The organism is Micromonospora sp. NBC_01740, assembly GCF_035920365.1.
In the GTDB taxonomy this organism is placed as follows: domain Bacteria; phylum Actinomycetota; class Actinomycetes; order Mycobacteriales; family Micromonosporaceae; genus Micromonospora; species Micromonospora reichwaldensis.
In genome coordinates, this window is record NZ_CP109150.1 from 2021431 (window position 1) to 2047039 (window position 25609).

The 25609-nt window shown below is 73.4% G+C and carries 23 protein-coding genes and 1 pseudogene; 17 read left to right on the plus strand and 7 right to left on the minus strand.

The genetic code is table 11. From position 1 onward, the window contains the following. Positions 1-206 precede the first annotated feature (206 nt). Positions 207-1611: pseudogene (locus OG989_RS09735) on the minus strand (MFS transporter); the annotation flags it as partial. A gap of 87 nt (positions 1612-1698) precedes the next feature. Between OG989_RS09735 and OG989_RS09740 the strand changes: the two are divergent. Further along, positions 1699-2538: a DUF3027 domain-containing protein gene (locus tag OG989_RS09740; RefSeq protein ID WP_151454151.1), complete on the plus strand. Its 840-nt coding sequence runs from the start codon at positions 1699-1701 to the stop codon at positions 2536-2538. A 45-nt stretch (positions 2539-2583) separates the two neighbouring features. On the opposite strand, the gene OG989_RS09745 is transcribed toward OG989_RS09740, so the two are convergent. Next, entirely contained in the window at positions 2584-2832 is a 249-nt protein-coding gene (locus OG989_RS09745) for a DUF2530 domain-containing protein (RefSeq protein WP_151454150.1), read from the minus strand. 88 nt (positions 2833-2920) lie between these two features. Here OG989_RS09745 and OG989_RS09750 point away from each other — a divergent pair, with 88 nt between their 5' ends. The 5 genes from OG989_RS09750 to thpR all read left to right on the plus strand — a co-directional run bounded on the left by OG989_RS09750 (position 2921) and on the right by thpR (position 7515). Next, entirely contained in the window at positions 2921-4396 is a 1476-nt protein-coding gene (locus OG989_RS09750; RefSeq protein ID WP_151454149.1) for an NCS2 family permease, read from the plus strand. A gap of 119 nt (positions 4397-4515) precedes the next feature. Further along, the gene (locus OG989_RS09755; RefSeq protein WP_192581363.1) at positions 4516-4965 is read left to right on the plus strand and encodes a MarR family winged helix-turn-helix transcriptional regulator; all 450 of its coding nucleotides are present in this window, start codon (positions 4516-4518) and stop codon (positions 4963-4965) included. 68 nt (positions 4966-5033) lie between these two features. Further along, positions 5034-6317: an MFS transporter gene (locus OG989_RS09760; protein ID WP_151454148.1), complete on the plus strand. Its 1284-nt coding sequence runs from the start codon at positions 5034-5036 to the stop codon at positions 6315-6317. Between the two features lie 96 nt (positions 6318-6413). Continuing rightward, positions 6414-6923: a hypothetical protein gene (locus tag OG989_RS09765; protein ID WP_151454147.1), complete on the plus strand. Its 510-nt coding sequence runs from the start codon at positions 6414-6416 to the stop codon at positions 6921-6923. Positions 6924-6936: 13 nt separating this feature from the next. Further along, entirely contained in the window at positions 6937-7515 is a 579-nt protein-coding gene (thpR, locus tag OG989_RS09770) for an RNA 2',3'-cyclic phosphodiesterase (RefSeq protein WP_327030325.1), read from the plus strand. A gap of 10 nt (positions 7516-7525) precedes the next feature. On the opposite strand, the gene OG989_RS09775 is transcribed toward thpR, so the two are convergent. The 4 genes from OG989_RS09775 to OG989_RS09790 all read right to left on the minus strand — a co-directional run bounded on the left by OG989_RS09775 (position 7526) and on the right by OG989_RS09790 (position 12386). After that, positions 7526-8512, minus strand: a complete 987-nt coding sequence (locus tag OG989_RS09775) for an aldo/keto reductase (protein ID WP_151454145.1) — start codon at positions 8510-8512, stop codon at positions 7526-7528. Positions 8513-8589: 77 nt separating this feature from the next. Then, positions 8590-9672, minus strand: a complete 1083-nt coding sequence (gene sepH, locus OG989_RS09780) for a septation protein SepH (protein WP_151454144.1) — start codon at positions 9670-9672, stop codon at positions 8590-8592. A gap of 187 nt (positions 9673-9859) precedes the next feature. Beyond that, entirely contained in the window at positions 9860-10987 is a 1128-nt protein-coding gene (serC, locus tag OG989_RS09785; protein WP_151454143.1) for a phosphoserine transaminase, read from the minus strand. Between the two features lie 292 nt (positions 10988-11279). Beyond that, positions 11280-12386 (minus strand): citrate synthase 2, encoded by a 1107-nt coding sequence (locus tag OG989_RS09790; RefSeq protein WP_151454142.1) that lies wholly within the window; start codon positions 12384-12386, stop codon positions 11280-11282. Positions 12387-12671: 285 nt separating this feature from the next. Here OG989_RS09790 and pdxH point away from each other — a divergent pair, with 285 nt between their 5' ends. The 6 genes from pdxH (at position 12672) to OG989_RS09820 (ending at position 17625) form a co-directional block, all read left to right on the plus strand. After that, complete coding sequence (pdxH, locus tag OG989_RS09795; protein WP_327031140.1) at positions 12672-13301, plus strand: pyridoxamine 5'-phosphate oxidase; 630 nt, start codon at positions 12672-12674, stop codon at positions 13299-13301. Further along, complete coding sequence (locus OG989_RS09800; protein ID WP_151454141.1) at positions 13298-14599, plus strand: MFS transporter; 1302 nt, start codon at positions 13298-13300, stop codon at positions 14597-14599. Before pdxH ends, OG989_RS09800 begins: the two co-directional genes overlap by 4 nt. A gap of 53 nt (positions 14600-14652) precedes the next feature. Next, on the plus strand, positions 14653-15582 hold the full coding sequence (locus OG989_RS09805; RefSeq protein ID WP_327030326.1) for an aldose 1-epimerase family protein: 930 nt from the start codon (positions 14653-14655) through the stop codon (positions 15580-15582). Between the two features lie 12 nt (positions 15583-15594). Then, on the plus strand, positions 15595-16197 hold the full coding sequence (locus tag OG989_RS09810; RefSeq protein WP_151454139.1) for a nitroreductase family protein: 603 nt from the start codon (positions 15595-15597) through the stop codon (positions 16195-16197). 201 nt (positions 16198-16398) lie between these two features. Next, on the plus strand, positions 16399-16704 hold the full coding sequence (locus OG989_RS09815) for a type II toxin-antitoxin system VapB family antitoxin (protein WP_089002310.1): 306 nt from the start codon (positions 16399-16401) through the stop codon (positions 16702-16704). A 153-nt stretch (positions 16705-16857) separates the two neighbouring features. Further along, positions 16858-17625, plus strand: coding sequence for a DUF4230 domain-containing protein (locus tag OG989_RS09820; RefSeq protein WP_151454138.1), 768 nt, complete (start codon positions 16858-16860; stop codon positions 17623-17625). Between the two features lie 85 nt (positions 17626-17710). Here the strand turns inward: OG989_RS09820 and OG989_RS09825 are convergent, their stop codons facing one another. Next, positions 17711-17917 carry a PspC domain-containing protein gene (locus OG989_RS09825; RefSeq protein WP_121396981.1) on the minus strand — a complete coding sequence of 69 codons (207 nt, stop codon included), beginning with the start codon at positions 17915-17917 and terminating at the stop codon, positions 17711-17713. Positions 17918-18229: 312 nt separating this feature from the next. On the opposite strand from OG989_RS09825, the gene OG989_RS09830 reads away from it, so the two are divergent. The 5 genes from OG989_RS09830 to OG989_RS09850 are packed head-to-tail and all read left to right on the plus strand — an operon-like array spanning position 18230 to position 25517. Then, positions 18230-19600 carry an L-serine ammonia-lyase gene (locus OG989_RS09830; RefSeq protein WP_327030327.1) on the plus strand — a complete coding sequence of 457 codons (1371 nt, stop codon included), beginning with the start codon at positions 18230-18232 and terminating at the stop codon, positions 19598-19600. A 59-nt stretch (positions 19601-19659) separates the two neighbouring features. Beyond that, positions 19660-20487 (plus strand): ABC transporter permease, encoded by an 828-nt coding sequence (locus tag OG989_RS09835; RefSeq protein ID WP_327030328.1) that lies wholly within the window; start codon positions 19660-19662, stop codon positions 20485-20487. A 2-nt stretch (positions 20488-20489) separates the two neighbouring features. Then, complete coding sequence (locus tag OG989_RS09840; protein ID WP_151454135.1) at positions 20490-21236, plus strand: ABC transporter ATP-binding protein; 747 nt, start codon at positions 20490-20492, stop codon at positions 21234-21236. Continuing rightward, positions 21233-23239, plus strand: a complete 2007-nt coding sequence (locus tag OG989_RS09845) for a DUF5941 domain-containing protein (RefSeq protein ID WP_442791922.1) — start codon at positions 21233-21235, stop codon at positions 23237-23239. Before OG989_RS09840 ends, OG989_RS09845 begins: the two co-directional genes overlap by 4 nt. Positions 23240-23255: 16 nt before the next feature. After that, the gene (locus tag OG989_RS09850) at positions 23256-25517 is read left to right on the plus strand and encodes a bifunctional glycosyltransferase/CDP-glycerol:glycerophosphate glycerophosphotransferase (protein ID WP_327030329.1); all 2262 of its coding nucleotides are present in this window, start codon (positions 23256-23258) and stop codon (positions 25515-25517) included. Positions 25518-25609 lie beyond the last annotated feature (92 nt).

Genomic DNA, 25609 nt, shown 5'->3' on the forward strand with positions numbered 1-25609 from the left:
CGACGGCCGGTAGATGTGGTACCCCGGCGGGGCCAGGGCCGGGTCGTCCAGCGGCGAGCCGCCCTGGGCCGGAGCGGGCGAGACCGGTGCCACCCCCGTGTCGGGGCCGCCCCCTGCCTCGGCGCGTGCGCCGGCGTCCGTGCCGGCCGGGTCTTCCCCGTTACCTCTGCCGGTGCCGGTGTCGCTGCCGGGTTCGTCGGTCTCGTCGGACAGTTCGTCGTCGGCGAGTGGACGACCGGCCAGCCGCTCGGCGCGCAGGCGGCTTGCCACCACCACGCCTCGGACGGCGGCCAGCGTTCCGGCCCCGGCGGCGACCGCGATCCCGATCCGGCCGTCGAAGGGTACGAGCCCCAGCCCGCCCCCGGCGACGAACGCGAGCATCAGCACGGTCTCGGAGTGGGCGAAGGAGCTGGCCCGCAGCCGCTCCGGGATGCGCTCCTGGATCGAGGCGTCCACGGTGAGCTTGGCGATGCCGCTCATCAGCGCGGCCACCAGGCAGAGCAGGGCGACCATCGGCAGCGAGAACTTCAACGCGGCGAGGACCGCCACCCCACCCACGATGATCATGCCGCTGGACTGGATCGCGACGGGTCGGTGGATGCGCAGCCGGGTGCCGATCGCGGTGGCGAGGAAGGTGCCCACGGCCAGCGCGGCGCCGACGAGGCCCAGCGCTCCCTCGTCGCCCAGGTCCCGGCCGAAGACGACGGTGGTCAGGTCGCCGGCCTTGATCGCGAAGGCCAGGAAGAGCAGCAGGAACCCGTACAGCCCGCGCAGCGTTGCGGCACCGATCAGGGTGGCGATCACGAGCCGGCCGGCCGGCCGTCCCCGGCCCAGCGGGCGGTCGCCGGTGCGCCGCCAGAGCGCACGCAGCGGCCGGGGCACCCGCTCCGGTGGCTCGGAGTCGGCCTTCGGCGGCAGGCGCAGGGAGATCACCATACCGACCAGGAAGATGATCGAGGCGACCCGGAGCGGCCACTGCGGCCCGAACCAGAAGGCGGCCAGCCCGATCGGAGCGACCAGGGCGCCGGCCACCGTGCCGTAGACGCTGGCCCGGGCGCCCACCTGGGAGAGCCCCAGCCCCTCCGGCAGCAGCCGTGGGACGGCCGCCGAGCGGGCCACCCCGTACGCGCGGGAGAGCGCCAGCACGCCGAAGGCCGCCGGGTAGAGGCCGAAACCGTGGATGTAGTCGGAGATCAGCCAGGCCAGGAAGGCGCGGCCGAGCATGGTGGCGGCCAGCGCGTACCGGCGGCCGTGGCGGAAGTGGTCGAGCAGCGGGCCCACCACCGGGGCGAGCATGGCGAACGGCACCATGGTCACCAGCAGGTAGAGGGCGACCTTGCTGCGCGCCTCGCCGAGCGGGACGTTGAAGAAGATCGTCCCGGCGAGGCCGATGGCGATCAGCGTGTCCCCGGCGCAGGAGACGGCGTGCAGGTCGAAGAGGCGGACCATGCCGACCTCGCCCCCGGCGCCCCGGGTGCGGGCCCGGCCCGCCCGCCGGGTCATCCAGCGACCACTGCTGACCGAGCCACGGAACAGCAGGCGGACGGCCTTGATGCCGGTGCCGACGGTCCGCCCGAGTACGGACCGCCCGGAGCGGGAGAACAGCGGCATGCCCACCATCCTCACCCATCCGGTCCGTCCGTGCCGCACCACTGTCCCAGAACGTCGTCGGCGGGTGCCTGTCGGTCGGCCGTACGCATGGGGAACAATGGTTGGGTGACCAGGCCTGCCTCCGCCCGTGCCGCTCGTCTCGACCAGGTCTGCGCCGCCGCCGTCGAGGTGGCACGTGACGCCATCACCGAGGTCGACCCCTCGGACATCGGCGACCACCTGCAGGCCGTCGCGGAGGGCGATCGACTCGTCACCCATTATTTCGAGTGCCGGCTCGCCGGCTACCGGGGCTGGCGGTGGGCGGTCACCGTCACCCGCGTGCCGCGCAGCCGGCACGTCACCGTCTGCGAGACGGTGCTGATCCCCGGCACGGACGCGATGCTCGCGCCCGGCTGGCTGCCGTGGCAGGAGCGGCTCAAGCCGGGCGACCTCGGCCCCGGCGACCTGCTGCCCACCCCGGCGGACGACGACCGGCTCCAGCCCGGCTACCTGCTCTCCGACGACCCGGCGGTCGAGGAGACCGCGTGGGAGCTGGGTCTCGGTCGGGCCCGGGTGCTCTCCCGGGAAGGGCGCAGCGAGGCCGCCCAGCGCTGGTACGACGGCGACCACGGCCCGTCCGCCGCGATCTCGGCCGCGGCCCCCGCCGCCGCCCGCTGCGGCACCTGCGGCTTCTACCTGCCGCTCGCCGGCGCCCTGCGGCAGTCCTTCGGGGCCTGCGGCAACTTCTACGCCCCCGACGACGGCCGGGTGGTCAGCGCCGACCACGGCTGCGGGGCGCACTCGGAGACCCTGATCGAGGCCGCCGAGACCCCGGTCGAGGAGATGCCGACGGTCTACGACGACAGCGCGGTCGAGCCCATGGCGGTCAGCCGGGCGCCGGGCTCCGTCGAGGCCGCGGAGCCGGCGGAGCCGTACGGCCACCCCTGACGCCGTTGGCACGGCGCCGGTCCGGCGGACCGGTGTCGTCGCAGGTCAGCGGCCGGCGCGGCGGCGACGTCGGTTGGCGTCGTGCCGCATCATCACGGCGAGACCGGGGAAACCCCACAGGAAACCGGCCAGGCAGGTCCACAGCCAGTCCTGGTGATCGTGTGCGGTCAGCCAGTCGCGGAAGAAGACCAGCAGCACCAGCCCGGCGAGCGCCCAGGCCGCGATCCCGGCGAGGGCGAACGGCACCATCGGCGGGTCGAGCGGCTCGGGCCGCGGGGGCTGCTCCTTCGGCACGCGGCAAGCGTACGCGATCAACTTTTCCTGCTGGCCGGTGATCTGCGACGATGCGCGCGACAACGGAAGATCCACCTGCGAGGACCTGATGGCAGTAGCGCCGCCCGAGAACGGCACACCACCCGACCCAGCGCACCCCCGTAACGGTTTCGACCGGTACTTCGAGATCTCCGCCCGTGGCTCGACGATGAGCCGCGAGGTACGCGGGGGCCTGGCGACCTTCTTCACGATGGCGTACATCGTGGTGCTCAACCCGCTCATCATTGGTGGTGCCGTCGACGGCGACGGCAAGAAGCTCTCCATCGCCGCCCTCGCCGCGGCAACCGCCCTCGTCGCCGGCCTGATGACCATCCTGATGGGCGTGGTCGGCCGGTTCCCGCTGGCGCTCGCCGCCGGCCTCGGCGTCAACGCGCTGGTCGCGTACGAGATCGCCCCGGAGATGACCTGGGCGGACGCGATGGGCCTCGTGGTGATCGAGGGCCTGATCATCGCGGTGCTGGTGCTGACCGGCCTGCGTACGGCGGTGTTCCGCTCGGTACCGACGCAGATGAAGACGGCGATCGGCGTCGGCATCGGCCTCTTCCTGACCATCATCGGCCTGGTCGACGCCGGCTTCGTCCGCCGGGTGCCGGACTCGGAGAACACCACGGTCCCCGTCGGGCTGGGCATCGACGGCAGCCTCGGCAGCTGGCCGATGCTGGTCTTCGTGGTGGGCCTGCTGCTGACCATCGTGCTGATGGTGCGGCGGGTCAAGGGCGCGATCCTGATCGGCATCCTCGGCTCCACCGCGTTGGCGATCGTCGTCGAGGCGTTGTTGAACATCGGGCCGTCCTTCGTCGACGGCAAGCCCAACCCGAAGGGCTGGGCGCTGAACGTCCCCGAGCTGCCGAAGACCTGGGTGGACGTGCCGGACCTGTCGCTGCTCGGCAACTTCAACCTGTTCGACTCTTGGGGCCGCGCCGGCTGGGTCGTCGTGCTGATGTTCGTGTTCACCCTGCTGATCACGGACTTCTTCGACACCATGGGCACGATGGTGGCGGTCGGCCAGGAGGGGAGCATGCTCGACGAGCAGGGCACCCCGCCGCGGGCCAAGGAGATCCTGCTGGTCGACTCGATCGCGGCGGCTGCCGGCGGTGCGGCGAGCACGTCCAGCAACACGTCGTACATCGAGAGTGCCGCCGGTGTGGCGGAGGGCGCCCGTACGGGCGTGGCCAACCTGGTCACCGGCGGGTTGTTCCTGCTGGCGATGTTCCTGGCGCCGCTGGTCGTGGTGGTGCCGTTCGAGGCGGCGTCGACGGCGCTGGTGGTGGTCGGCTTCCTGATGATGACCGCGGTGCGGACGATCGACTGGTCCGACTACGAGATCGCGATCCCGGCGTTCCTGACGATCGTGCTGATGCCCTTCACGTACTCGATCTCCAACGGCATCGGCGCCGGCCTGATCTCGTACGTGGTGGTGAAGCTCGCCCGGGGCAAGGCACGGGAGATCCACCCGCTGCTGTACGGGGTGGCCGCCCTCTTCGTGCTCTACTTCCTGCGCGGGCCGATCGAGTCGGTGCTCTGAACACGGCCTGCTCCGGGCCGGTGACCGAACGGGGTACCCGGCCCGGAGCAGGACAAACTTCTCGTGAGCGTGGTCATATCAGTGGTCATTCGCCAAGCTAATTAGTTAGGCTAACTATCGTGACGGAGCGGACGGTGACGGCGAAACGCGTGCCACCGGCGCAGCTGGCACCTCAGTTGCGTGATGCGATCACCCGGCTGAACCGGCGGGTCCGCCAGGCCCGGCCGGTCGGCGACCTCACGGTCACCCAGCTCTCCGCGCTCACCAGCCTCCGGCTGGCGGGTGCGCTGACGCCTCGGGAACTGGCCGACGTGGAACGGGTGCAGCCGCCCACGATGACCAGGATCGTCGCGAAGTTGGAGGAGCGCGGCCTCGTGCAGCGCACCCCCCATCCGACCGACGGCCGGCAGGTCATCCTGGCGGCGACCGAGGGGGGACGGGCGGTGCTCGACCAGTTCGAGCGGGTCCGTGACGAGTGGCTGGCCCGCCGGCTGGCCGACCTGACCGAAGCCGAGCGGGAAACCCTGCGGCAGGCCGCCGAGATCCTTCAGCAGCTCGCCCGCGCCTGACCCGCGCGTCGTGCCACCGCGCCGTCCGCCGTCGATGACGCGTACGACCGCGAGGAGGCGCACCAAGAGTGCAGGCGAAGCTGAGCACGATGTTCCAGTCCCTACAGGTCCGCAACTACCGGCTCTTCGCATCCGGGCAACTGATCAAGCTGATCGGCGTCTGGATGATGTTCATCGCCCAGGACTGGCTGGTCCTCGAGCTCTCCGACAACTCCGCCACCGCGCTCGGCGTGGTGACCGCGCTCCAGTTCACCCCGGTGCTGCTGCTCACCCTGCTCTCCGGGCGGCTCGCCGACCGCTACGACAAGCGGATGCTGCTCTTCGTCGCGAACGCGTTCTGGACCGTCCTGGCCCTCGCCATGGCCCTGCTGGTGATCACCGGCCTCGTGCAGCTCTGGCACGTCTTCGCGTTCGCGGCCCTGCTCGGCGTCGCCAACGCCGTGGAGACCCCCGTCCGGCAGGCGTTCGTCTCCGAGCTGGTCGGTACGTCGCTGCTGCCGAACGCGCTCTCGCTCAACGCGGCCGTGTTCAACTCCGCCCGGATCGTGGGGCCGGCCGTCGCCGGCCTGGCCATCGCCGCCTTCGACGTCGGGCCGGTCTTCATGTTCACCGCGCTCAGCTCGATCGCCCCACTGGTCACCGTGATCCGGATGCGCCCCGCCGAGCTGCACCGGGAAGCGCTGCCGCCGCGCGACGAGCGGGCGTCGGCCAAGGTCGTCGACGGCCTGCGCTACGTCTGGCGCCGGCCCGACCTGCTGCTGCCCATGGCGGTGATGTCGGTGATCGGCATGTCGCTGTTCAACTTCCAGCTGACCCTCGCCGCGCTGGCCAAGACCGTGTTCCAGACCGGCGCCGCCTCGTTCGGGCTGTTCAGCACCGCGCTGGCGGTCGGCGCGCTGGTCGGGGCGCTCGCCGGCACCGGGCGGCGCAGCCGCCCGTCGGTCTGGCTGGTGCTCGGCGCGGGGGTCGGCTGTGCCAGCTTCGGCACGCTGGTGGGGCTCGCCCCGGCGTACTGGATGGTGGTGACGCTGCTGCTGCCGACCGGGTTCTTCATGGTCTTCTTCGCCCAGGCGGCCAACCAGCGGGTCCAGCTCGGCACGGACGCCGCCTTCCGCGGCCGGGTGATGGCCCTGTGGGTGCTGGTCTTCCTCGGCACCAACCCGGTCGGTGCGCCGCTCATCGGCTGGGTCGCCGAGACCTACGGCGCCGGTGCCAGCATCTGGATCGGTGGGCTGATCTCGCTGGCCACCATCCTGGTCGCGCTCACCTGGCAGCTGCGCCGCTCCGGCGCCCGGCTGCGCTTCCGCATCCTGCCGATGCCGCGCTTCTACGTCACCTCCGCCGACTGCTGAGCCTGTCGCCCGGGCGGGCCGACCGCTTCCTCGACCGAGGGCGCGGATGACACGAAAGCGGTGGCGGTAAGGGGGAAAGCGGCTTAGCGTCGATACGTGGAGCTCGGACGCGCGCTGCTGCTGATCCTGGCCATCGTCGCCATGGCCAGCCTGCCGGCGCTGATCGCCCTGGTCTTCTGCGCGGACGAGATCATCGACCGGGTCGCCTGCGGGTACGCCGAGTGGCGTGAGCGCCGGCGGGAGCGGCGCACCATCGTCCGGCTGGACCGGGCCGTCGAGGCAGACGCGCTGACCCGCGACATCGACCTCACCGCCTTCGACCGGCCCGACCGGCGCCCGCTGGAGGAACTCGCCGCCGACCTGCGCCGCCTGCGCAGCCAGGGGGTGGGTTCCGACGGCCGCCAGCCCGTCTGGCACGCCATGGTCCTCCAGGCGTACGACGACCGGCTCCGGCTGGCCTGCCGGGCCCTCGGGCTGGCCGAGCACCTGACGGAGCTGGAGGGCGTCGACCTGGAGCTGGAACGCGTCCGGGTGGAGGGCCTGCTGCACGCCGCCGGGCTGACCCTGCCGGCCGCCCGGGCCGGTCACTGGCAGCGTCACCGCTGAGGGCGGGGCCCGCGTGAGGCTCTTCGTCGCGCTCTACCCGCCGCCCGAGGCGGTCGCGCACCTCGGCGCGCAGGTCGCCCGCCTGCGGATCGGCGCGGCGGCCGCCGCCGGGACCAACGTCCGGCTCGCCGACCCGGCCAACGCGCACGTCACCCTCGCCTTCCTCGGCGACGTCGAGGCGGACCGGCTGGTCGCCGTGGAGAGCGCGCTCGGGCTCGCCGCCGAGTGGTCCCGCGACGGCCGCCAGGCCGCGCCCCGGCTCCGGCTGGCCGGCGGCGGGCGGTTCGGGCGGGGCCGGTTCACCGTGCTCTGGGTCGACCTGCGGGGCGAGGTGGAGCCGGTGCTGGTGCTGGCCCGGCTGATCCGCTCCCGGCTGCGGCACGCCCGCCTGCCGCACGACGAGAAGCCGTTCCGCCCGCACCTGACCGTCGCGCGCCCCGGCGACCGGGTGCCCCCGGCCGACGTGGCCGCCGACGTCGCCACCCTCGACGACTACGAGGGCCCGGAGTGGCCGGCCGGCGAGATGGTCCTCGTGCGCAGCCACCCCGGCCCCCGCCCCACCTACGACCGCCTGGCCGCCTGGCCCCTCTGACGCTCCCCGGTCACCAGGCCCAGGCCTCGGGGCCGGGGCCGCCGTTGCCGACGGGCGGGAAGAGCTCGTCCAGGCGGGTGAGGGTGTCCTCGTCGAGGTCGACGGTCAGGGCGCCCAGGGAACGGTCGAGCTGGTCGGTGGTGCGCGGTCCGATGATCGGGGCGGTCACCCCGGGACGGGACAGCAGCCAGCCGAGGGCCACGTCCGCCGGGTCGTGACCGAGGTCGCCGCAGAGTTTCTCGTACGCCTCGATGGTCGGCCGGTGCTCGGCGAGCGCGTCGGCGGAGCGGCCGCTGGCGCCCCGCGCGGCCCCGCCCTCGGCCATCTTCCGCAGCACTCCGGCGAGCAGCCCGCCGTGCAGCGGCGACCACGGGATGACGCCCAGCCCGTGGTGCTGCGCGGCGGGCACCACCTCCAGCTCGACGTACCGGGTCATGAGGTTGTAGATGCACTGCTCCGAGACCAGGCCGAGGAAGTGGCGCTTACCCGCCGCCTCCTGCGCCACGGAGATGTGCCAGCCGGCGAAGTTGGACGATCCGACGTAGAGGACCTTGCCCTGGGCGACCAGGGTCTCCATGGCCTGCCAGATCTCCTCCCACGGCGTGCTCCGCGAGACGTGGTGCATCTGGTAGAGGTCGATGGTGTCGGTCTGGAGGCGGCGCAGCGAGTCCTCGCAGGCCCGGACGATGTGCCGGGCGGAGAGGCCCTGCTGGTTGGGCCACTCGCCCATCTTGCCGTAGACCTTGGTGGCCAGCACGACCTTCTCCCGCCGGCCGCCGCCCTGGGCGAACCAGCGCCCGATGATCTGCTCGGTGATCCCCTCGCCGGTCTGCCAGCCGTAGACGTCGGCGGTGTCGAAGAAGTTGATGCCGTGGTCGAGGGCCCGGTCCATGATCGCGAAGCTGTCCGGCTCGGTGGTCTGCGGCCCGAAGTTCATCGTGCCGAGGCAGAGGCGGCTGACCGACAGGCCCGTACGGCCGAGGTTCGTGTACTCCATGAGGCCACCCTGCCACGGCGGCAGTTGGAGCGCCTCGCGTTGACTCCGGCGACCGGGTGGTCGCCGGAGTCAGGCGGTCACGAGGACTCGCGGGCCGCCGGGCCGCTGCCGAAGAGCACGTCGTCCCAGCTCGGCAGGCGCTTGCGCGGCTTACCGCTGGCGTCGGTCGACTCGCCCGACGCTGCCGCCGGCGCGCCCGTGCGACGGGGCCGGAGCACCGCCAGCGACGGCACGGCCGGCACCTCCTTGGGCGCGTCCGAGTCGTCGTCGAAGGCGGAACCCTGGCCACCGCCGAGCAGTGCCGCCGCCCCGCCACCGACCGGCCGCTGGCGCGGCGCGTCCTGCCCGGCAAGGGCGGCCGGGGTGCGGGGTTCGAGCCCACGACCCGAGGTCGAGCCGAGCGGACGGTCGAGCGAGGCGAGCAGGGCGTCCCGCCCGGCCCGGATCGGGTCGCGGCCGGGACGGCTGTGCTCCGCCGCCGCCGGCAGACCGTGCCCGCCCCGGCTCGGCTCGCCGCGCGACGGGCCGGGCAGCGCGTGGCCGCCCCGCTCCGGTGCCGGCTCCTGGCCGAGGATCGGGGTGGGCCGCTCGGCGCAGAGGTATTGCGCCATGTCGTCGTGCGGGGTGACCGACTGCCGGGTCTTGTCGAGATCCCAGATCGCCTGCGCGGTCGCCTTGCCCGAGGGCCAGGTCGCCACGATCCGCCAGGTGCCGTCGTCGCGGCGCCACGCGTCCCAGGAGATCTTCTCGGTGTCGATCCCGTGCTGGGCGAGCCGGCCGTTGACCACCTCGGCGAGCGGGGTGGGCTTCTCCGCGCCCTTCAGCCGGGTGCGGCGGGCGTGCTGGGCGAGCATGGCCCGCTCCTGGAGCACCGGGCCGGCGTAGCGCAGCACGCGGTCGACCGGCACGCCGGCGATCCGGGCGACGTCCTCGGCGGACTCGCCGGAACGGATCTTGGCCTGGATGTCCCGTGGGGAGAGTGAGGGCACCGGGTCGGCGGTCGCCGTCGGGGCCACCGCGAGCGGCGGGGCGCCGGGCTCGGCGTGCAACGCGCCGGCGATCCGCTCGTCGATGGGCAGGGCGAGCAGTCGCCCGACCTCGTCGGCGAGCACCAGGGCCTGGCCGTCCTCGGAGAGGGCGACGAAGCGTACTGGGCGCATGGCGTAGCCTCCGTCCCGCTTCGCTGGCCGTCACGCCACGAGCCGGCCACCCGGGCGTCCTCGCACCACCGTACGCGCATCTGTCCGCAGGTGGGGGATGCGACACCCGCATGTCGCGACTGAGCTGCGACGATGATCACGGTCGGTGGCCGCCGACGCGTCCGACGGCCACCGACCGTGACGGCGATCAGAGTCGCTCGACCACGTAGTCGATCGACGCGGTCAGCGCCTCGACGTCGGCCGGCTCGACGGCCGGGAAGAGCGCGACGCGGAGCTGGTTGCGGCCCAGCTTCCGGTACGGCTCCGTGTCCACGATGCCGTTGGCGCGCAGCGCCTTGGCGATCGCGGTGGCGTCGACGGACTCGGCGAAGTCGATGGTGGCGACCACGTTGGAGCGCAGCGCCGGGTCGGTGACGAACGGCGTCGCCACCTCGGAGCGCTCCGCCCAGCCGTACACGATCGCGGCGCTCTCGGCCGTGCGCTTGGCCGCCCAGGCCAGCCCGCCCTGGGAGTTCATCCAGTCGGTCTGCTCGGCGGCCAGGAAGATGGTGGCCAGCGCCGGGGTGTTGTAGGTCTGCTCCAGCCGCGAGTTGTCGATCGCGGTGACCAGGTCGAGGAAGGCCGGGATGTAGCGGCCGGACGCCTTGATCTCGCCGGCCCGCTCCAGCGCGGCCGGCGACATCAGGGCCAGCCACAGGCCGCCGTCGGAGCCGAAGCACTTCTGCGGGGCGAAGTAGTAGACGTCGGTCTCGCCGACGTTGACGTCCAGGCCGCCGGCGCCCGAGGTGGCGTCGACCAGCAGCAGCGAGCCGGGGTCGGCGCCGGCCACCCGGCTGATCGGCACCGCGACACCCGTCGAGGTCTCGTTGTGCGGGGTGGCGTAGACGTCCACCCCGGCCTCGGCGGTCAGGGTGGGCGCGGTGCCGGCCTCCGACTTGCGGACGGTGGGCTCGCCGAGGAACGGGGCGTCCTTGACGGACTTGGCGAACTTGGCGCCGAACTCGCCGAAGCTGGCGAACTGCGCCCGGTCGCGGACCAGGCCGAACGTCGCGACCTCCCAGAAGGCCGTGGTGCCGCCGTTGCCCAGCACCACCTCGTAGCCCTCGGGGAGGGAGAAGAAGTCGGCGATGCCGCGGCGCAGCCGGGCCACCTCGTCGCGGACGGTCTTCTGCCGGTGCGAGGTGCCGAGGTAGCTGGTCGCCACCTCTGCGAGGGCGGAGACCGCCGCCGGACGGACCTTGGACGGCCCGCAGCCGAACCTCCCGTCGGCGGGCTTGAGGTCGTCGGGAATCCGGATGGTCGGTGCGTCAGCCACGGTTGTCGAGATCCTTCCGCATGGGCGAGGGCGGGCCCGGTGTTCAGGCGGGCACGGATCGACGGCGGACGCGCGCTCAGGCGCACGACGTGGCCGGGACCCGGGCCCGGTCCGGCGTCACTGCCGGCCCTCATCCTCCCACCCGCGCCGGCCCCGCCGGCCGCTGATCCCACCAGCGACGTTGAGGCGTCCACCACAATCCGTGCCAGTGCGCCGCACCCGACCGCACCCGGAGGCAAGGAAGGGCCCCCTCCTGTACGCCAGGCGTTGGGAGGGGGCCCTTCCTCACATCTCAGACGCCGTGCGGGATGGCGTCCCAGCCCTCGACGTCGCTCGGCTTGCGGGTGCCCGGGCCGACGTAGCGGGCCGACGGGCGGACCAGCCGCTGGAGCTTCTTCTGCTCCAGGATGTGCGCGCTCCAGCCGCCCATCCGGGCGCAGGTGAACATGGAGGTGAACATGTGCGCCGGCACCTCGGCGAAGTCCAGCACCACGGCCGACCAGAACTCGACGTTGGTGGCGAGCACCCGGTCCGGCCGGCGGGCCTGGAGCTCGGCCAGGGCGGCCTTCTCCAGCGCCTCGGCGATCTCGAAGCGCGGCGCGCCCAGCTCCTTGGCGGTGCGGCGGAGCACTCGGGCGCGCGGGTCCTCGGCCCGGTATACGCGGTGGCCGAAGCCCATCAGCCGCTCGCCCCGGTCGAGGACGCCCTTGACGTAGCCCTCGGCGTCGCCGCTGCGCTCGACCGCCTCCAGCATGCTGAGCACGCGGGACGGGGCGCCGCCGTGCAGCGGGCCGGAGAGGGCGCCGATGCCGGAGGAGATGCAGGCCGCGGCGTCCGCGCCGGTGGAGGCGACGATCCGGGCGGTGAAGGTGGAGGCGTTCAGGCCGTGCTCGGCGGCCGAGATGAAGTAGGCGTCGACCGCCTTGACGTGCCGCGGGTCCGGCTCGCCCCGCCAGCGCTTCATGAAGCGCTCGACGATGGTGGACGCCTTGTCGATCTCCTTCTGCGGCACGGCCGGCAGGCCCAGGCCGCGCGCCGACTGGGCGACGAAGGAGAGCGCCGTGACCGACACCCGGGCGAGGTCCTCGCGGGCCTGCTCTTCGGAGATGTCGAGCAGCTGGTTGAGACCCCAGTACGGGGCCAGCATCGCGACCGCGGACTGCACGTCCACCCGGATGTCACCGGAGTGCACCGGCACCGGGAACGGCTCCGCCGGCGGCAGCCCCGGGCCGAACCGCCCGTCGACCAGCAGCGCCCACACGTTGCCGAAGGAGACCTGGCCGATCAGATCCTCGATGTCGACGCCGCGATAGCGCAGCGCGCCGCCCTCGCGGTCGGGTTCGGCGATCTCGGTCTCGAAGGCTACGACGCCCTCGAGCCCGGGTTTGAAATCGGCCATGTCGCTCTCCTGGATCTGCTCGGTGCGCCCGCCCGGGGCTCCGGTCCCGGCCCAGCCGGGCGAGCGCCTTAGGCGACCCTCAGGGATGTGTTCGTGACATCTTGCCTGCTGGGTAACCGGATTCGCGACCCACTGCGACTGTGCCGCACACGACATCCCCGGTCCGGGCGGCCCGGACCGCGTCGGTGACACTGTGCAGTGCGGGCTGGCCAGCGCCGCAGGCGGTGGGCCGGGTCGACGACGAGGAGGGGGAACGTGACGGGGGACACAGTCCGGCCGGCGGGTATGCGTAACGAGTACGCCCGGGAGCTGGGCCTTTCCGAGACGGATCTGGCCGCCGACTGGCACGGCCAGTTCGCCCGCTGGTTCGCCGACGCGGTCGCCGCCGGACTGCCCGAACCGAACGCGATGGTGGTCGGCACCGCCGACGCCGCGGGCCGCCCGAGCGCGCGCACCGTGCTGCTGAAGGGGTACGACCCCGAGGGCTTCGTCTTCTTCACCAACTACGGGTCCCGCAAGGGCGCCGAGGCGGCCGTCAACCCGCACGTGAGCCTCGTCTTCCCCTGGTTCCCGCTGCACCGGCAGGTGGTGGTGGCCGGCCGGGTCGAGCGGGTCGACCGGGCGGAGACGGAGGCGTACTTCGCCAGCCGGCCGCGCGGCTCCCAGCTCGGGGCCTGGGCCAGCACCCAGTCCCGGGTGATCCCCGGGCGGACCGTGCTGGACGAGGCGTACCGGGCGGCGGCGGAGCGGTTCGCCGAGGTCGAGCCGATCCCCGCCCCGCCGTACTGGGGCGGCCTGCGGGTGCGGCCGGAGTCGGTGGAGTTCTGGCAGGGCCGGGTCAGCCGGCTGCACGACCGGCTGCGGTTCCGGCTCACCGGGCCCGGGGAGTGGACCGTCGAGCGGCTGGCGCCGTGACCCAGCTCAAGGACGCGCGGCCGACCGGGCTGCGCCGGTTCGCGATCGACGTGCGCCCGCTGGCCGTGCCGGCGTACCGGCGGATGTGGCTCGGCAACGGCATCGCGATGTTCGGCATCCAGCTCACCGCCGTCGCCGTGCCGGTGGAGATGTACGCGCTGACCGGTAGCTCGCTCTGGGTCGGCCTGATCGGGATCGCGGCGTTCGTACCGCTGCTGGTCTTCGGGCTCTGGGGCGGCGCGGTGGCCGACGCGCACGACCGGCGCAAGGTGCTGCTGGCGACGGCGGCGGTGCTCTGGGCCGCCACGCTCGGCCTGGCGGTGCAGGCGGTGCTCGGGATCGGCAGCCCGCTGCTGCTGCTCGTCCTGGTGGCGGTGCAGTCGATCGCCTTCGCGATCAGCTCGCCCACCCGCAACGCGATCCTGCCCCGGCTGGTGCCGGCGGAGCTGGTGCCGGCGGCGACCACGCTGAACTTCACCACCTACACGGCCGCCTCGGTGGTCGGCCCGCTGGCCGCCGGCCTGATCTTCGCCTGGTGGGGCACCGACCTCGGCCTGCCGATCGCCTACGCGGCCGACGCGGTGCTCTACGCGGTCGCCGTCTGGGCGACGGTGAAGCTGCCGGCCATGCCGCCGGAGCCGGACCCGGACGCGTCCGCCGCCCCACGGCGGGCCGGGCTGGCCAGCATCGTCGACGGCCTGCGCTACCTGGCCACCACCCCGGTGCTGATGCTCTCCTTCGTCATCGACCTGATCGCCATGGTGCTGGCCATGCCCCGGGCGCTCTTCCCCGAGATCGCCGAGTCCCGGTTCGGCGGCGGCGCGGCCGTCGGCTGGCTCTACAGCGCGATCGCGGCGGGCGCGATGCTCGGCGGGCTGACCTCCGGGTGGATCGGGCGGCTGCGCCGGCAGGGGCTGGTGCTGGTGCTGGCGGTGGTCGGCTGGGGGCTGGCGATCGCGGCGGCCGGCCTCGCCGGCCAGCTCTGGCTGATGGTGCTGCTGCTCGCGGTGGCCGGGGCGGCCGACCTGGTCAGCGCCGTGCTGCGGCAGTCGATGCTGCTGGTCTACGCGCCGGACCGGATGCGCGGGCGGCTGATGGGCGTCAACACGGTGGTCATCGCCGGCGGCCCGCGCCTGGGCGACCTGCGGGCCGGTGCGGTGGCGGCCGGTTTCGGCGGCGGCGTCGCCTGGGTCGGCGGCGGGCTGCTCTCGGCGGCCCTCGCGGTGCTGCTCGCGGTGGCTTTCCCGGTGCTGCTGCGCTACCGGGCGGCGGACCCCTCCGGCGGTGACAAGGCGTGACGGGGCGGGTCGGGGCGAGCGACGGCGGGGCGGGAACCGTTAGGGTCGCCCGCATGGACACCCCCGACCAGCGTCCGCCCTCGGGCGCGCAGTGGACCATTTCCGCCGCCGGCCACGAGGCCGTCATCGTGGAGGTGGGCGGTGGGGTCCGGACATACCGGCACGACGGGACCGACCACCTCGACGGGTACGCCGCCGACGAGATCTGTCCCGGCTGCGCGGGACAGGTGCTGGCCCCCTGGCCGAACCGGATCCGCGACGGGCGCTACACCTTCGGTGAGCGGTCGTTGCAGCTCACCCTCAGCGAGCCGGACCGGGGCGTGGCCATCCACGGGCTGGTCAACTGGGTGCCGTGGCGGCTGGTGGAGCAGTCGTCCGACGCGGTGACCGTCGGCTACGACCTGCCGCCGCAGCCGGGCTACCCGTGGCCGCTGCGGCTGCGTACCCGCTGGAGCGTCGGCCCGGACGGGTTGCGCGCGGAGCACGAGGCGACGAACCTCGGTGCCGAGCCCGCGCCGTTCGGCTTCGCGGTGCACCCGTACCTGCGGGTGCCCGGGGTGGCGGTGGACGACCTGTCGATGCGGCTGCCGGCCCGGACGCGGTTGCAGGTGGACGGGCGGCTGCTGCCGATCGGGGGCACCCCGGTCGCCGGCACCGAGTACGACTGGACCAGCCCCCGCCGGATCGGCGGCGCCCGGCTCGACCTCTGCTTCGGCGACGTGATCCGCGACGACGACGGCGGTTCGGTGGTCAGCCTGGCGGCCCCGGACGGCACGGCCGGCGTACGGATCTGGGCGGACCGGGAGTTCGGCTGGTGGCAGGTGTTCACCGGCGACGCCCTGCCCGGCGAGCGGCGGCGCCGTTCCGTGGCGGTGGAGCCGATGACCTGCCCGCCGGACGCGTTCCGTTCGGGCCGGGACGTGATCACCCTGAAGCCGGGCGCGACCTGGCGGGGTGCCTGGGGCGTACGGCCCGGGGCCTGAGGCGGGGAGCGCATGGAGTTCGGCGAGGTGGTCCGGCGACGCCGGATGGTGCGCAACTACGACCCGGACCGGCCCGTCCCGCCCGACGTGGTGGAGCGGCTGCTCGACCACGCGGTCCGCGCGCCGTCGGCCGGCTTCGCCCAGGGCTGGGGCTTCCTGGTGCTGGAGGCGCCGGAGGACCGGGAGCGGTTCTGGGCGGCGACCACGCCGGGCGGCGGCGGCCGGGAGCGGTGGCTGGCGGGGATGCGCCGGGCCCCGCTGATCGTCGTCCCGCACGCGAACCGGTCGGCCTACCTGGAGCGCTACGCGGAACCGGACAAGGGCTGGGCGGACCGCTCGACCGAGCGCTGGCCGGTGCCCTACTGGTACGTGGACACCGGCTTCGCCGCCCTGCTGATGCTGCTGACCGCCGTGGACGAGGGGCTGGGGGCGTGCTTCTTCGGCATCCCCGCGCAGCGCCTCGACGCCTACCGGGAGGCGTTCGGGGTGCCGGGGGAGTACGAGCCCGTCGGTGCCGTCACGGTGGGTTATCGTGCGGCTGACCACCGGTCACCGTCGCTGCGCCGGGGGCGTCGCCCGGTGGACGAGGTGGTCCGGCGGGGGCGCTGGAGCTGACCGGCGCCGGACAGGCCGTCGGGTGTTTCCTCCGGTGGCGATCCGGATGGCGGGTGGCGAAACTGACATCGGGGAGCAGAACGCGGTGTGGTGCAGCCCGCTACGCTGGCACGGTCATCGGCGCCGCGGGTCGCGGTGCCGCGCCGCGACCCGACCCGGTGTCGTGGGTCGGCCCGGCCAGGGGGAGGGGAGCGTGCCGTCGTGATCTTCAGAGCGGTCCGGGACGGGCGTCCCTACCCGGAGCACAACCTGACGCTCAAGCAGTGGGCGGAGATCCCGCCGAGGCCACTGCGCCTGGACCAGTTGATCACCACCAAGCGTGAGCTGGCGCTGGACAAGCTCCTCGCCGAGGACTCCACCTTCTACGGCGACCTCTTCCCGCACGTCGTGCAGTGGAACGGCGGGCTCTACCTGGAGGACGGGCTGCACCGCGCCCTGCGGGCGGCGCTCCAGCAGCGCAACCAGATCCACGCCCGGGTGCTCGTCCTCTCCGGCCCGATCGAGTGAGCGCGGCCCGCCGGCCGTCCGACCCGTACTGACCTGCGATTTCGCGGATTCGACGCGGCGGTTTCGTCTGCCGGCGCCCTTCGACGAGCGGCTGTCGCACCGGAGCCGTACCGTCATCTCCAGACGACGTGTCTGACGAGGACGGTGAGGGCCATGGCCCGCGACGGTGACATCAACGAGCCCACGAGGGAGTTCCCCGGTTATCCGACCGGCGAGGCGCTCAAGGAGCGGTCGGCTGTCACAACCGAACCGGATCCGGGTGCGCCACCACCACCGGCGGGCGGGCCCGCGCGCGGCCTGCTCTGGGTGCTCGGCGCGGCGGCGCTGGCGGTGGTGGTGCTGCTCGGTGTGCAGGCCACCGGCCTGCTGCCGGACTTCCGCAACCCGTTCGCCAAGGAACAGACCGACCGCAGCCAGCCGCCGCTGCTCAAGTCGATCCAGGATCTCAGCCGCTACGTCGCGGCCGAGGGCAACTTCCAGGTGGTCGTCGATCTCCAGAACGACCGGCGCAACGTGCCCGACTGGCTGCTCAGCCAGCGCACCCTCTTCGTCGGGGCGGGCAGCGTGGAGGCGTACGTCGACTTCGCCAAGATCTCCGAGGGTGCGGTGGTCGAGTCGGCCGACGGCAAGTCGGTGGAGATCAGGCTGCCGGCGCCGCAGCTCGGCAAGACCAACCTCGACCTGGAGAAGAGCTACGTCTTCGCCGAGGAGCGCGGGCTGCTCAACCGGGTCGGCGAGCTGGTCAAGGGCGACCCCAACCGCCAGCAGCAGGTCTACCAGCTCGCCGAGGAGCGGATCACCACCGCCGCCCGCGACAGCGGCCTGACCCAGCGGGCCGAGGAGAACACCCGCAAGATGCTGGAGGGGCTGCTGCGCTCCCTCGGCTACGAGAAGGTGACGGTCACCTACACCGCCCCGTGACGGTGGGCCCACGACGCGACGGCGCCCGCCCCGGTCGACGGGACGGGCGCCTCGTGCTCACCCCCGCCTCGGGCGGGGGCGGGGCTCAGTAGCGGGCGGCGGCGTAGCGGTCCTCGTTCGGCATCAGGACCCAGAGCACCAGGTAGACGACCACCTGGGTGCCGGGCAGCAGCAGCGACAGCAGGAACAGCAGCCGGATGAAGCCGGCCGACCTGCCGAAACGCTGGGCCAGGCCGGCACAGACGCCGGCGATCATGCGCCCCTGACGGGGGCGGACCAGTTTGCGACTCATCGTCGTACTCCCACTCTGCGGCGTTCGCCGCCTCTGCCCTCAACGGTAGGAAGGGGTGGCCACCGCGCCCTCGGTCCGGAGGAGGATCGACGGTGCCCGTACCCGTAGGTGGTTACCCGGGAACCGGCCCCGCGACGCCCCCGGGACCCGCCGGGCCGTGCCGAGCGGTCGCGGCTGGCGGCAGGGGCTGAGCTGGGCGGGTAGGCTCGCCGGTCGGGCACCCACACCCCCGGGTGCCGGACGGCCGCCCCGACCGGGCCGGCCACGACCGTGCCGGAGACCCACGAGGTACGACGGCGAGGAAGTGCAGCCATGATCAGCGTTTTCGACCTCTTCAGTGTCGGCATCGGGCCGTCCAGCTCCCACACGGTGGGGCCGATGCGGGCCGCCCGTACCTTCGTCGCGGGCCTGAAGGCCGACGGGTTGCTGACCGGCACGGCACGGGTGCAGGCGGAGCTCTTCGGCTCGCTGGGCGCGACCGGGCACGGCCACGGCAGCGACCGGGCGGTGCTGCTCGGGCTGGCCGGCGAGGCCCCGGAGACCGTCGACACCGACACCGTCGACGCGCGGATCACCCGGATCCGTGCCGAGCGCCGGCTGAGCCTGCTCGACGCGCACGAGATCGACTTCGACCCGGACCGTGACCTGGTGCTGCACCGGCGCCGGTCGTTGCCGTACCACCCCAACGGGATGACCTTCGTCGCGTACGACGACCGGGGCGCGGAGCTGCGGGCACGGACGTACTACTCGGTCGGCGGCGGTTTCGTGGTCGACGAGGCGGCGGCCGGGGCGGACCGGATCAAGCCCGACGCCACCCGGGTACGGCACCCGTTCCTCACCGGCGCGCAGCTGCTCGGCGTGACCGCGTCGACGGGGCTGTCGATCAGCGAGGTGATGCTCGCCAACGAGCTCTCCTGGCGCGGCGAGGGCGAGGTGCGCGCCGGCCTGCTGGAGATCTGGCGGGTGATGCGCGAGTGCGTCGAGCGGGGCTGCTCGCGCGACGGGGTGCTGCCCGGCGGGCTGAAGGTCCGCCGCCGCGCGGCCGAGCTGCGCCGCAGCCTGGAGACGGAGTCCGATCCCGCCGACCCGCTGCGGGCGATGGACTGGGTGACCCTCTTCGCCCTCGCCGTCAATGAGGAGAACGCGGCCGGCGGCCGGGTCGTCACCGCGCCGACCAACGGGGCGGCTGGCATCATTCCGGCGGTGCTGCACTACTACACCCGGTTCGTGCCGGGCGCCTCCGAGGAGGGGGTGGTGCGGTTCCTGCTGGCGGCGGGCGCGATCGGCGTGCTGTTCAAGGAGAACGCCTCGATCTCCGGCGCTGAGGTGGGCTGCCAGGGCGAGGTGGGCTCGGCCTGCTCGATGGCCGCCGCCGGGCTGGCCGAGGCGCTGGGCGGCACCCCCGCGCAGGTGGAGAACGCCGCCGAGATCGGCATGGAGCACAACCTGGGTCTGACCTGCGACCCGGTCGGTGGTCTGGTGCAGATCCCCTGCATCGAGCGGAACGCGGTGGCTAGCATCAAGGCGATCACGGCCGCCCGGCTGGCGCTGCGCGGCGACGGGGTGCACCACGTCTCGCTGGACAAGGTCATCAAGACCATGCGCGAGACCGGCGCGGACATGAAGGTGAAGTACAAGGAGACGGCGCGCGGCGGACTGGCCGTCAACGTGATCGAGTGCTGAGGGGGCGTTCGTTCATCGACTGCTAGCCTGTCGTCCGTCCGGTGAGGCGGGAGGCGGCGGTGACCTCTGGCGTCGCGGCGTTGTGGTCGCACCGCACCTCGCTGCGCATCCTCGTCCGGCGCGACCTCGCCGTGAAGTACCAGCAGTCCGTGCTCGGCTATCTCTGGTCGCTGATCGAGCCCCTCGGCCTGGGCGCCATCTACTGGTTCGTCTTCGGGATCCTCTACTCCCGGGACACCAACCGCCACCTCGGCGACGCGGCCGACTCGTACCCGCTGTTCCTGCTCACCGGGATCTTCGCCTGGATGTGGACCAGTTCGGCGCTGAGCGAGGCGACCAACGCGCTGACCGGCCAGGCCCGGCTGATCACGACGATGAACGTGCCGCGGCAGGTCTTCCCGATCGGCCGGGTCACCGGCCGCTTCGCCGAGTACGCCGCCGGCCTGCCGATCCTGCTCGCCGTCGCCGTCGGGTACGCCGCGGCCGGCCGGGTCGAGCCGGGCTGGTCGCTGCTGGCCCTGCCGCTCGCGGTGGCGGTGCAGGCCGTCCTGCTGGTCGGGCTGGCGCTGCTGCTCTCGGCGGTCAACGTGCTGATGCGCGACGTCGAGCGCTTCATGCGGCTGGTCGTCCGGGTGCTCTTCTACGCCACCCCGATCATCTATCCGCTGAGCCTCGTGCGCGACGCCGACCTGCCGGGCTGGCTGAAGGTCGCCTTCGAGCTGAATCCGCTGGTCGGCATCTTCCAGCTGCACCACTCGGTCTGGTACCCGGACGAGTTCCCGGACGCCCGGCTGCTCGCCACCTCCGTCGGCGTCAGCCTGCTGGTGCTGGCCGCCGGCTGGTGGTCGTTCCGCCGGCTCGAACCCGCCGTGCTCAAGGAACTGTAGGGATGGCCGATCCGATCATCGAGGCGGAGGGGCTGGGCATCCGGTTCGTCCGCAACCGGCGGCGGCAGTTGCGGCTGCGGGAGCTGTTGATCCACCGGGGGCGGCGCGGCGCGGACGACGGGCGGTTCTGGCCGCTGCGGGACGTGTCGTTCTCGGTCCGGGCCGGGGAGACCGTGGGCGTGGTCGGCCGCAACGGCACGGGCAAGAGCACCCTGCTGCGGCTGATCGCCGGCGTGCTCATCCCCGACGAGGGCCGGATCCGGGTGCGCGGGGACGTCGCGCCGCTGCTGGAACTCTCCGCCGGGTTCTCCAACGACCTGACCGGGCGGGAGAACCTCTACCTGGTCGGCGGCCTGCACGGGCTCCCGTCGGGCTACCTGCGGCGGCACTTCGACGACATCGTCTCGTTCGCCGGCGAGCAGGTGGAGCGGGCCGTCGACACGTCGGTGCGGCACTACTCGTCCGGCATGAAGGTCCGGCTCGGCTTCGCCATCATCTCGCACCTGCCGCACCCGATCCTGCTCATGGACGAGGTGACCGCGGTCGGGGACGAGGAGTTCCGCAAGAAGTGTTATGCGACGATCGACCGTCTGCTCGGGGAGGGGCGCACTCTGGTGCTGGTGTCACACAACGAAAAGGACCTGACCCGGTTCTGCCGTCGGGGGTTGTACCTCGACGGGGGCCGGGTGGGCGTCGACGGCACGATCGCCGAGGCGCTGCACGCGTACCACGTCGCGGTTCCGCGGTGACGCTCGCGATCGTGCTCGCCGCCGACGCACCGGCCGCGAGCCTGCCGACCCGCTCGGGCGAGCACCTCGCCGACCGGCTGGCCGACCAGCTCCGGCGCGCCGGGGCGCACGAGGTGCGCCACGCCGCCGGCCTGGACGAGCTGGCCGACCTCGTCGACGCGGCCACGCAGCCGGTGCTCGTCACCGGCGCCGACCTGGTCGCGCACACCGCCGTACTGCGGCACCTGGCCACCAGCCCGGTGGGGCCGACGGTCGCGCTGGTGCTCACCGACCCGCCCGGCGACGGCCACACGGCCGTGCGCGAGGAGCGCGGCCAGGTGGTCGGGGCCGGACCGGCGCAGGCGCTGGACGGCGAAGCCACCGGCGTGTTCGGTGGCGCGCTGCGGGTCGGCGTCGACGACCTGCCGTCGCTCGCCGCCGCCGCGCGCGCGGCCGCCGCCGGGGTGGTGCCCGTCGGCGCGCCGTCGGCCGCCGCGCCGCCGCCGGCCGGGCCCGCCGTGGACCGGCTCTTCGCCGGCCTCGCCGGGCTCGGTGTGCTGACCTTCGCCCAGCGGGTACGCCTGCTCGTGGCGCACCGGGTGGGCGACCCGGCGGGGCTGGCCGCCGCGGAGGCGGCCGTGGCCGCCGTCGACGAGGACCGGGCCGAGCTGAAGCTCTCGGTGAAGGAGCGGGACGACTTCTTCACCACCTTCTTCGTCAGCACCTGGTCGCCGTACGTGACGAAGGCGTCGGCGAAGCTCGGGCTCGGCCCGACCGCCGTCACGATGATCTCGGTGGCCTTCGCGGTGGCCGCCGCCGTGCTCTTCGGTACGGGCGGCCGGCTGGCGCTGGTCGCCGGGGCGGTGCTGCTCTACCTCGGCTTCGTGCTGGACTGCGTGGACGGCCAGGTCGCCCGCTACACCCGGCACTTCAGCGCGTGGGGCGGCTGGCTGGACACGATGGCCGACCGGGCGAAGGAGTACGTGGTCTACGCCGGCCTCGGCTACGGGGCCACCCAGGCCGGCTTCCGGTACGGCTGGGCGCTGGCGATCGCCGCGATCACCCTCCAGACCGTCCGGCACATGACGGACACCTGGTACGGCGTGCTGCACGACGAGGCGGCGCGCCGGCCGAAGGCGGTCGGCACCGCCGGCGGTGGCATCGGCGACAAGCTGAACGCCGCCTCCAACCGGGTGCAGGCCGACACGGGTTCGGTCTCGTACTGGCTGAAGCGCACGGTGGTCTTCCCGATCGGGGAGCGGTGGGCGCTGATCGCGATCACGGTGGCGCTGTTCGGCCCGCTGGTCAGCCTGTACGCGGTGCTGGCCTGGGGGGTGCTGGCCTTCGCGTACACCGGGGCGCTGCGTACGCTGCGGGCCCGCTGGATGCGGGTGCCGGTGCTGGACACGGTCGACGCCACCCTGCACCGCGACGACGGGCCGCTGGCCCGGCTCCTGCCGGCGCTCCGGCCGGTGGGCCCGCTGGCGCTGGCGGTCGTCGCGGCGCTGGGCCCGGCGGCGCTGCTGGTGGCGGCGCTGCTGACCCGCGACGGGGCGGAGGTCCCGCGGTGGGCGGTGCCGGTCGCGCTGCTGGTGCTGCTGGTCGCCGGCCTCGGCGCGGGCGCGACGCACGCCGGGCCGCTGGACTGGCTGGTGCCGGCCGCGCTGCGGGCGGGCGAGTTCCTGTTCGCCATCGCAGTCGGGGTGGTCGGCGACGTGCCGCCGTGGCTGATCTTCGGGTACGTCTTCGTGCTGACCCTGCACCACTACGACCTGACCGCGCGGCTGGAGAAGCGGCAGTCCGCCCCGCCGCTGCATGGCGGCACGCTGGGCTGGGAGGGCCGGTCCGTGCTGCTGGCCCTAGCGGCGATCGTCGGTTTTGCGGGTATCGGGATGGCTACACTCGGTACGTACCTTCTCGTGGTTTTCGTGGGGAGTGTCGCCCTCGCCTGGGTCGTCCTGCCCGCCCGCGCCGCGCGGGCGTCGGTGGGCCTGGTCGGCGCGGGAGGTCGCTCGCCGGGCTGACGACAGGGGCCGGCCGATGACACTGATCAGCTTCGTCGTGCCGGCCTACCGGGTGCAGGGATACCTGCGCGAATGCCTCGACTCGATTCTCGGCCAGCCGGTCGCCGACATCGAGGTGATCGGCGTCGACGACTGCTCGCCCGACGACAGCGGCGAGATCCTCACCGAGTACGCGGCCCGCGACCCGCGGATGCGCGCCGTCCGGCTGACGGAGAACGTGGGGCTCGGTCCGGCCCGCAACATCGGGCTGGACCGGGCCGCCGGCGAGTACGTCTGGTTCGTCGACGGCGACGACTGGCTCGCCCCGGAGTGCCTGCCCGAGGTGGTCGAGCGCCTCCGCGCGACCCGCCCCGACGTGCTCCTGGTCGACCACGTCCGGACGCACTGGAACGACGCCACCAGCCGCAGCGCGATGGAAGAGGTGTTCCCGGAGCCGCCCGGCGAGGAGACCTTCCGGCTGCGGGACCGGCCCGAGACGCTGCGGCTGCTGCACACCGCCTGGAACCGGCTGGTCCGCCGGCAGTTCCTGATCGAGGAGGGGCTGCGCTTCGCCCCCGGCTGGTACGAGGACGTCTCGTTCAGCTATCCCGTGCTGATGGCCGCCGAGCGGATCGGTGTGCTGGACCGGGTCTGCGTCAACTACCGGCAGCGCCGCACCGGGGCGATCACCAGGACCAGGGGCGAGCGGCACTTCGAGGTCTTCGACCAGTGGCACCGGGTGTTCCGGCTGATGGACGCCTGGGGGCCGGCGGTCGACGACCTGCGTCCCGCGCTGTTCGAGCGGATGATTTGGCACTACCTGAGCGTGCTCGGCAACGGGGAGCGGATCGACCCCGAGCTGCGGCCGGCCTTCTTCGCCCAGATCACCGCCGACCACGCGCGCTGGCTGCCCCCCGGTGGCTATCCGGCCCCGGCGGGCGCGGAGGGGCTCAAGCACCGGCTGGTGGCGGCCGGGCGCTGGCGTACCTTCAGCGCGCTGCGCACCGCCTACCGCGCGCGGGACGTCGCCCGGCGTACCGCGCGGAGCGCGAAGCGGCGGGTCGCGCCCCCGGCCCGGCGCGCGGTCCGGCTGGCCCGGGACGCCCTGCTGCGCGAGTACTACCGGGCCGAACTGCGCCGCCCGGTCGATGAGGCGCTGGCCGTCTACGCGGCCTACTGGTACCGGGGCTACTCGGACAACCCGGCCGCGATCTTCGAGGCGGCCCGGCGGCTGGCGCCGCAGGTGCGCGGGGTGTGGATCGTCCGGCGGGACCGCGTGCACACCGTGCCCGAGGGCGTCGCGTACGTGGTCGCCGGGACGCCCGCGTACTACCGGGCGCTGGCCCAGGCGCGGTGGCTGGTCAACAACGTGAACTTCCCGGACCACGTCCGCAAGCGGCCGGGCAGCGTGCACGTGCAGACCCACCACGGCACGCCGGTGAAGGTGATGGGCCTGGACCAGCAGCGGTACCCGGTCGGCGCGGTCGGGATGGACTTCGCCGGGCTGCTGCGCCGGGTGGACCGGTGGGACTACAGCGTCAGCGCGAACAGCTTCTCCACGCAGATGTGGGAGCGCGCGTACCCGGCCGCGTACACCACGTTGGAGGTCGGCTACCCGCGCAACGACCGGCTGGTCACCGCGACCGCGGGGGAGGTGCGCCGGCTGCGTGCCGAACTCGGCCTCGGGCCCGACGAACGGGTCGTCCTGTACGCCCCGACGCACCGGGAGCACCTGCCCGGCTATCGGCCGCCCTTCGACCCGGAGCGGCTGCTCGACGTGCTCGGCCCGGCCGGTCGGCTGCTGATCCGCAGCCACTACTTCCACGACCGGGACCTACGCGCCCGGCGCCCCGCCGACCGGGACCGCGTACGCGACGTCAGCGGCCATCCGCGCGTGGAGGACCTCTACCTCGTCGCGGACGTGCTGATCACGGACTACTCCTCGGCGATGTTCGACTACGCCGTGCTCGACCGGCCGATCGTCGTCTACGCCCCCGACTGGGAGGCGTACCGGCTGGCCCGGGGCGTCTACTTCGACGTGACGGCGGAGCCGCCGGGCGCGGTGGCCACCAGCTTCGCCGACCTGCTCGACCTGTTCAGCGCCGGCGGCGTCGACTCGGCGGCGGCGCGTACGGCCCGGCAGCGGTTCCGGGCCCGGTTCTGTGCGCTCGACGACGGCCACGCCGCCGAGCGGGTCGTCCGCCGGGTCTTCCTCGGCGAACCGGCCACCGCCGGCCGGCCGGCGCGCGGAGTCGGCGCGCTGGCCCCGGCGTCGCAGGCGGGAGGCGGACCCCGCTGACGCCGGCTCGTCCCGCCGGGTGGGCGTCACAGGGCCGTCACAAGCCGAACATGGCACGTTTACCCGATGTGCGAACCGCATGATCCTCGTCA

Bases quoted from the DNA above. Each gene is read 5' to 3' on its own strand.
- OG989_RS09740 (WP_151454151.1), top strand. From the start codon at position 1,699: ATGGGGAACAATGGTTGGGTGACCAGGCCTGCCTCCGCCCGTGCCGCT.
- OG989_RS09750 (WP_151454149.1), top strand. From the start codon at position 2,921: ATGGCAGTAGCGCCGCCCGAGAACGGCACACCACCCGACCCAGCGCAC.
- OG989_RS09775 (WP_151454145.1), bottom strand. From the start codon at position 8,512: ATGGAGTACACGAACCTCGGCCGTACGGGCCTGTCGGTCAGCCGCCTC.
- sepH (WP_151454144.1), bottom strand. From the start codon at position 9,672: ATGCGCCCAGTACGCTTCGTCGCCCTCTCCGAGGACGGCCAGGCCCTG.
- OG989_RS09790 (WP_151454142.1), bottom strand. From the start codon at position 12,386: ATGGCCGATTTCAAACCCGGGCTCGAGGGCGTCGTAGCCTTCGAGACC.
- pdxH (WP_327031140.1), top strand. From the start codon at position 12,672: ATGCGTAACGAGTACGCCCGGGAGCTGGGCCTTTCCGAGACGGATCTG.
- OG989_RS09805 (WP_327030326.1), top strand. From the start codon at position 14,653: ATGGACACCCCCGACCAGCGTCCGCCCTCGGGCGCGCAGTGGACCATT.
- OG989_RS09810 (WP_151454139.1), top strand. From the start codon at position 15,595: ATGGAGTTCGGCGAGGTGGTCCGGCGACGCCGGATGGTGCGCAACTAC.
- OG989_RS09820 (WP_151454138.1), top strand. From the start codon at position 16,858: ATGGCCCGCGACGGTGACATCAACGAGCCCACGAGGGAGTTCCCCGGT.
- OG989_RS09825 (WP_121396981.1), bottom strand. From the start codon at position 17,917: ATGAGTCGCAAACTGGTCCGCCCCCGTCAGGGGCGCATGATCGCCGGC.
- OG989_RS09830 (WP_327030327.1), top strand. From the start codon at position 18,230: ATGATCAGCGTTTTCGACCTCTTCAGTGTCGGCATCGGGCCGTCCAGC.
- OG989_RS09840 (WP_151454135.1), top strand. From the start codon at position 20,490: ATGGCCGATCCGATCATCGAGGCGGAGGGGCTGGGCATCCGGTTCGTC.
- OG989_RS09850 (WP_327030329.1), top strand. From the start codon at position 23,256: ATGACACTGATCAGCTTCGTCGTGCCGGCCTACCGGGTGCAGGGATAC.